The organism is Aeromonas molluscorum 848, from assembly GCF_000388115.1.
Lineage (GTDB): Bacteria > Pseudomonadota > Gammaproteobacteria > Enterobacterales > Aeromonadaceae > Aeromonas > Aeromonas molluscorum.
The window spans coordinates 1-7,631 of the sequence record NZ_AQGQ01000181.1; the positions used below are offsets into that span (position 1 = coordinate 1).

Consider the following 7,631-nt stretch of genomic DNA (forward strand, 5'->3'; position numbering starts at 1 on the left):
GGCGCTCGGCAAGCTGGCCTGGTTCGTCGATTCACTCGCCGAGTTCCTGCCGCGTCTGCAACGGGAACACTCCCTGCCCGCATGGTCGGCTTGCCTCAATGAGCTGCTCGAGCGCTTCTACCTGGCGGACGAGGAGGAGGAGCGACTGCTGCAACTTATCCGCAGCCAGCTCGTCGAGTGGCAGGGGGCGCTGGCCGAGGCGCGCTTCGAGCGCCCCATCACGGCGGATCTGGTGCAGGACTACCTTGGCAGCGTGCTGGGAGAGCAGCGCTCCAGCCAGCGTTTCCTCGCCGGTCAGGTCAACTTCTGTACCCTGATGCCGATGCGATCCATCCCCTTCAAGCAGGTCTGTCTGCTTGGCATGAACGATGGGGTCTACCCGCGCACCCTGGCCCCCATGGGGTTCGATCTGATGGCCAGTGCCAGTCGGCGCGGGGATCGCTCGCGCCGGGACGATGACCGCTATCTCTTCCTGGAGGCGCTGCTCAGCGCCCAGCAGGGGCTCTATATCAGCTATCAGGGCTTCAGCGCCCAGGACAACAGTGCGAAGGTGCCCTCAGTGCTGCTGGCGGAGCTTGTCGACTACGTGCGCCAGGGCTTCGTGCTGGCGGGAGATGAGACACTGCCAGACGAGCAGTCCGGCGAGCGGCTGCTCAAGCACCTGGTGGTCGAGCACCCGCTGACCCCCTACAGCCGCAACTACTTCTATCCGGAGGCGGGTTCGCGGCTCTTTACCTATGCCGTCGACTGGCTGCCCGCCTTGGATCCCGTGGCGGGGGCGGCCAATTTCCAGAGTGGCGAGCTGCCACTGCCCCCCGAATGGGGCAAGGAGCAGGGGCTGGAGCTGGCCGAGCTGCTGCGTTTCTATCGCCAGCCCGCCAAGTATTTCCTCAATCGCCGTCTCAAGGTGTGGTTCGAGTTGAACGAAGCCAACATCGAAGACAGCGAGCCGTTCGAACTGGACGGCCTGCAGCACTATCAGCTCAAGAGTCTGCTGCTCGATTCCCATCTGGCACAGGGGAACGGCCCGGGGCGGAGCGATAGTGTGGACAAGCGGCGCGAGCGGCTGCGCCTCTCGGGGCAATTGCCCCAGGGCTGGTTTGGCCGTCTGCTGCTGGACGACCTCGATAAACAGATGGGTGGCCTGGCCGAGCGGCTGCGTCCCTGGGTTGCGGGTGACGAGGCACAGAAACAGGCGGTGGAGATCGATATCTCCCTGGCGCAAGGGCAGCTGCAAGGCTGGATAGACACCCAGAAAGGGCGTCAGCTGATCATCAAGCCCGGCAGCTTCAACGGCAAGGATCTGCTGCTGGGCTGGATCCAGCACCTCTGCCTCTCCCTGAGCGAGGCTCCCGGCGACACCCTGCTGTTCGATGCCAAGCTGAGCTGGCGCTTCCCGGCCCTGGCTGCTGACGAGGCACGCCCCAGACTGGCGGCGCTGGTGGCGCTCTGGCAGCAGGGCATGAAGCGGCCGCTGCCCTTCTTCCCCAATACCGCCTGGGATTGGTTCAAGGCGATGGAAAAGGACCCGGACAAACCGGATGCCGCCGACAAGGCGGCGCTCAGCCGTTTCAATGGTGGCTGGATGATCAATGGCGAAGGGGAGGACCCCTATGTTGCCCGCTGCTTCCCCGAGCTCAATGACGCCGTGCTGACCCAGTTGCAGGAACTGGCCCGTGAACACCTGACCTCGCTGCATCAAACCCTGGAGGAGCTGAAATAATGGCTAGCCCGCTCAATACCCTGCGTTTCCCCCTCCATGGTGAACGACTGATCGAAGCCTCCGCCGGTACCGGCAAGACCTACACCATCGCCGGGCTCTACCTGCGCCTCTTGCTGGGCCATGGTCCCGCCATCGAAGAGGGTGAAGAGGCCGGTCAGCCCAGCGCCCACGAACGGCCGCTCTCTGTGACCGAGATCCTGGTGGTGACTTTTACCGAAGCCGCCACCGCCGAGCTGCGTGGCCGGATCCGCGCCCGTATCCACGAGGCGCGCCTCGCCTTCATGGGCAGGGAGAGCACAGATCCGCTGCTGACCCAACTGCTGCTGGAGGTCGAGGATCACCCCTTGGCGGCCCGCCGCCTGCTGGCCGCCGAGCGGCAGATGGACGAGGCGGCTGTCTTTACCATCCACGGCTTCTGCCAGCGCATGCTCAAACAGAACGCCTTCGAATCGGGCGCCCTGTTCGAGACAGAATTTTTGACCGACGACAGCCAGCTCAGGTTGCAGGCGGTGAGTGACTACTGGCGCACCGAGTTCTATCCGGTGGATAAAACCCTCGCCAGCTCGGTGCGCGCGCTCTGGCCGAGCCCCGCCGCCCTGCTGCGGGAGATGAGCAGCTGGCTCGACAACAGCGAGCTGGAGATACTGCCTGCGCTGGGGGACGAGACCCTGGCCGAGCGCCATCAGGTGGCCATGGCCCGCATCGAGGCGGTGAAGTGCGAATGGCTGGCGCAAGGGGACGAGATCCGCCGCCAGACGGATGGGCAAGTAAGCCGCTATACCGGCAAGAACTACGAAGGCTGGCTCGCCAAGATCGGCGACTGGGCGCAGGACGAGAGCAGCGGCTACGCCATCCCCAAGGAGCTGGATCGCTTCGGCCAGACGGTGCTGGAGGAGAACCTCAAGAAGGGGGGCGCGATGCCGACTCTGCCGCTTTTTGCGCAAATCGATGCGCTGCTGGCGAGCCGTCCCGGTATTAGGGATCTGATCCTGCAACGGGCGGCCAAGGTGGTGCGCAGCCGGATGCAGGCGAGCAAGCGCCAAGCCCATCAACTCTCGTTCGATGACCTGCTCAAAGATCTCGACGGGGCGCTCGGCTCCAGTCTTGGCGAGCGGCTCTGCGATCGCATTCGCGCCAGCTATAGAGTGGCGATGATCGATGAATTCCAGGATACCGACCCCCAGCAGTACCGCATCTTCCATCGCCTCTACGGCGGCCACCAGGACACGGCGCTGTTGATGATCGGCGACCCCAAGCAGGCCATCTACGGCTTTCGCGGTGCCGACATCTTTACCTACATCCAGGCGCGGCGAAATGTGAGCGCCCACTACAGCCTGGGGCGCAACTGGCGCTCCAGCGGCGCGCTGGTGGGGGCGGTCAACGGCCTGTTCGAGCGGGCCAAGGATCCCTTTATCTACGAAGCGGATATCCCCTTCCTGCCGGTGGAGGCGCAGGGCAAGAGCAAGGCACTGCAACTCGATGGGCAAGTTGCCCCCGTGCTGCACTGCTGGCAGCTGACCGGCCAGCCCACCTTCAACCGCGGGGATTACCAGAGCCGAATGGCCCGTGCCACGGCGGCGGAAATTCACCGACTGCTGACCCTGGCTCGCGAGGGCAAGGCGCTGATTGGCGACCAGCCGGTCAAGGCCGGGGACATTGCCGTGCTGGTGCGCACCGGCGCCGAGGGCCGACTGGTGCAGCAGGAGCTGGCGCGCCTCGCCATCGCCTCCGTCTATCTGTCGAACCGCGAGAGCGTGCTGGAGCAGGTGGAGGCGCGGGAGATACTGCTGATTTTGCACGCCTGCCAGAACCCGAGCGAAGAGCGCAGCCTGCGCGCGGCGCTGGCCACCGGCCTGTTTGATCTCGACGCCAGGGCGCTCGACGCGCTGGCCTCGGATGAGCGGGCCTGGGAGAGCGCGGTGCAGGAGTTTATGGAGTACCGAGCGATCTGGCACCGCCGTGGCGTGCTGGCGATGCTGCGAGCCCTGCTGCACAGGCGCAATCTCGCCTCCTCCCTGCTGGCGAGTCCCTATGGCGAGCGGCGGCTGACCAACTTCCTCCATCTCGGGGAGCTGCTGCAACAGGTGAGCTGCGAGCTGGACGGCGAATACGCCCTGCTGCGCTGGCTGGGGGAGGCGGTGAGTCGCCCCAATGGCCAGGATGCGGAGCAGGTACTACGGCTCGAATCCGAGCGCAAGCTGGTGCAGATAGTCACCATCCACAAATCCAAGGGGTTGGAGTACCCCCTGGTGTTCCTGCCCTTCATCTGCAGTCACAGAGCCGCCGAGACCCCGCTCTACCATGAGGCGATTGAGGCGGGCAATCGCACCATTCTCGATCTGACCGGCGCCGAGGGATCCTTGGCCGAAGCCGACAAGGAGCGCCTCGCCGAAGACTTGCGGCTGCTCTATGTGGCGCTGACTCGCGGCGTCTACGCCACCTGGCTGGGGCTGGCCCCGGTGCGGGCCGGGGCGGGCAAGTCGGAGCAGACCGATCTGCACCACACCGCCATCGGCTACCTGCTGCAAAAGGGGGAGGCGGGGGACGCAGCTACCCTGGCGAGCGCGCTCACCGAGCTTGCCCAGGCGCTGCCCGGGGTGGCGGTCGGTGAGCCCTCGCTCACCCGCCCGGCCCCGCTGGTGGCCGAGCACGAGCAGCTGGGCGAGCCCCAAGTGCGCCACTTTTCCGGCAAGCTTGAGCGGGACTGGTGGATCAGCTCCTACTCCGGGCTGGCGGCCCAAGGAAACGGCCACGGCAAGGGGGTCTTGGCCAATCCCGGCTTCGATGACGAGGTAGTGACCGAGGCGGCCGCCGCAGTGCAGGAAGAGGAGACGCCCCAGCCCTCCATCTTCACCTTCCCGAAGGGGGCGCGCCCCGGCACCCTGCTGCACAGCCTGTTCGAGACCATCGACTTTCAGAGCGCCGCTGGCGAGCCGCTGGCGCACCATATCGCCAGCCTGCTGGTACAGGATGGCTTTGACGAGAGCTGGGCCGAGGTGCTGCAACAGCAGGTGGAGGCGGTACTCGATACCCCGCTCGATACCGGCCTCGGCGATCCGGTGCAGCTGCGGGAGCTGGCGCCCGATCGCAAGCAGGTGGAGCTGGAGTTCTTCCTGCCCATGGAGCGGGTGACGGCGCCGGCCCTGACCGCGCTCTGCCAGCAGCATGACCCCCTGTCGCGGGGCAACAAGCCGCTGGGCTTTGCCACTGTGCAGGGGATGCTCAAGGGCTTTATCGACCTGGTGTTCGAGTGGCAGGGGCGCTGGTATCTGCTCGACTACAAATCGAACCACCTCGGCATGAGCCCGGCCGATTACAGCCGGCCGGCGCTGGAGCGGGCCATGGTTGAGCATCGCTACGACCTGCAATACCAGCTCTACTCCCTGGCGCTGCACCGGCTGCTCGCCCTGCGCCTGCCGGGCTACGACTTCGACCAGCACTTTGGCGGGGTCTTCTATCTGTTCCTGCGCGGCATGCCGCAGGGGGGGATTTTCCATACCCGCCCCAGCCGTGAGCTGGTGCTGGGGCTTGATCGGTTGTTTAGCGAGGGGGCGGCGCCCACCCTCGCCGGGGTATCGGATAACGGGGTAGAAGCATGAACGGCACAATGATGATCGAACGGCTCAAGGCCCTGGCGCTGGCAGGGCGCATCCGCCAGCTGGATCTGCAATTTGCCAGGCTGGTGGCCGATTTGGGCGGCGGCCCCGAGCTGGTGCTGGGGGCCGCGCTCGCCTGCTTCGAGCTTGGGCGCGGCCATGTCTGCCTGCCGCTGGAAATGCTGGCTCATGCCGGTAACGAAAAGGGATCCCTGCGCCCCTTCGGGCTGGATCCGGATCAGAGCCGGGATCTGCTGGCCGATCTTGCGGATCCTGCCAGCTGGCCCGCCCTGTTTGCGGCAAGCCCCCTCGTTGGCACCGAGCAAGATGAGGGGGAACGCCCCCCGCTGGCCGCTGCGGCTCTGGCACGGCCGTCTCTACCTCACCCGCTACCACGATTTTGAACTGGGGGTGCCCGCCATCTGCGTGCCTTGAGTGAACGCGCCGAATGGCCGGAGATTGCCCCGGCCCTGTCGCGGCTCTTTGCCCGCGACCATGGTCTGGTGTTCGGGGCCCTGCTCAAAGCCCGCCTCGCGCCGGATTTCTCCGCCCGCCACTTTGTGGAAAAGTATCTGGATCTGGTCTTCCCGAACGAGGTGGACTGGCCCGCCATAGAGGCGCTGCTGGGGAGCGCCCAGGCGGCGAGCGACTTGAGCAAGCTGGATGCTCTGGTGCCCGAGTCGCTCTGCTGCAACGGCCAGAAGCTGGCGGCGGCCACGGCGGCGGCGCGCCCCTTCGCGGTGATCTCCGGCGGCCCCGGCACCGGCAAGACCACCACTGTGGCCAAGCTCCTGGCCATCCTGGTGGAGACCGGCCTGCAAGCAGGCAAGGCCCCGGCGATCCGGCTGGTGGCCCCCACCGGCAAGGCGGCGGCGCGCCTGACCGAGAGCATCGGCTCCGCCTTGCAGGCGCTGGACTTGCCCCCCGAGTGGGCCCAGGCCATCCCCACAGAGGCGGGCACCTTGCACCGGCTGCTCGGGGTGATCCCGGGGCGCAGCCAGTTCCGCCACCACGCGGGCAACCCGCTGCACCTCGACTTGCTGGTGGTGGATGAGGCCTCCATGGTCGACTTGCCGATGATGGCGCGCCTGCTCGATGCGCTGCCCAGCCACGCCCGTCTCATCCTGCTCGGTGACAAGGATCAGCTCGCCTCGGTGGAGGCGGGGGCCGTGCTCGGGGATATCTGCAGCTTTATCGAACAGGGCATCAGCCCGGCGCAGGCGGATTGGCTCTCCCGCCAGACCGGCTACCGCCTGCAGGGCACGCCCGCCGGTGCACCGGTGCGCGATAGCCTCTGTTTGCTGGCCAAGAGCTGGCGCTTCGATCAGCATTCCGGCATCGGCCAGCTGGCGCGGGCCTGCAACGGCGGCGATGCCACGGCGGTGGAATCGGTCTGGAGTGCGGGATTCAAGGACATCAGCCTGCACCCCTGGGCGGGAGAGGCCTACGAGGCCCTGATTGCCCAGGGGGTGGCCGGCTACGGCAGCTATCTGAAAGCGGCCCGCGCCGGGGAAGCGCCCGCCACCGTGTTCAAGGCATTCAACAGCTTCCAGATCCTCTGCGCCCTGCGCGGCGGCCCCTTCGGGGTTGAGGGGCTTAACGAGCGGCTGGAACTGGCCCTGTCACGGGCCGGACTGATTGCCCGTGATGGCGACTGGTATGCCGGTCGCCCGGTGATGGTGGTGCGCAACGACCACGGCGTTGGCCTCTATAACGGTGATATGGGGCTCTGTCTGCCCGATGAAAGCGGGCGGTTAAAGGTATGGTTCGAGCAGCCGGACGGCACCCTGCGGGCGCTTTTACCCAGCCGCCTGCCCCCCCACGAGACTGTCTACGCCATGACCATCCACAAATCCCAGGGCTCGGAGTTTGCCCATACGGTGCTGGTGCTGCCCGACAGCCCCAGCCCGCTCCTGACCCGCGAGCTGGTCTACACCGGCATCACCCGCGCCAAGGCCCGGCTCGATCTCTACGGCGATCGCGCCCTGCTGGCACAGGCCGTGCGGAAAAAGACCGAGCGTTATTCCGGATTGGCGGAGAGGTTGGGGGAGTGACTTATATTGACGGTGGAAAACTGTGGCTTCCACTGTCTAATTGGTCGTTGTGAATAACATATTAATAAATATAACTATGGATAGGAGTTATGTTAGGTATGTCATATTTACATGATGTAGAGAGAATTAGAGATAAAATCAAAAGATATAAAACGGAATCTGTAGTGACCCACTTGCTTAAGGAAGGTGCGAACAAGTCCCTGATATGAGATCATGTTTGTCATCTGGAGCCATGGAACAGGGTTCATCATGAGTCAT

General features: G+C 65.4%; 1 protein-coding gene and 2 pseudogenes. All 3 read left to right on the forward strand.

Annotated features, from left to right (window positions below; genetic code table 11):
- Window positions 1-1,723, forward strand: a pseudogene (locus tag G113_RS17575) (exodeoxyribonuclease V subunit gamma); the annotation flags it as partial.
- Window positions 1,723-5,322: an exodeoxyribonuclease V subunit beta gene (recB, locus tag G113_RS17580; protein ID WP_005908001.1), complete on the forward strand. Its 3,600-nt coding sequence runs from the start codon at window positions 1,723-1,725 to the stop codon at window positions 5,320-5,322. The pseudogene G113_RS17575 and the gene recB, both read left to right, overlap by 1 nt.
- Window positions 5,319-7,373, forward strand: a pseudogene (recD, locus tag G113_RS17585) (exodeoxyribonuclease V subunit alpha). The gene recB and the pseudogene recD overlap by 4 nt, the downstream one beginning before the upstream one ends.
- Window positions 7,374-7,631 lie beyond the last annotated feature (258 nt).

Excerpts from the sequence above, each read along its gene's own strand:
- recB (WP_005908001.1), top strand. The coding sequence starts at position 1,723 with ATGGCTAGCCCGCTCAATACCCTGCGTTTCCCCCTCCATGGTGAACGA.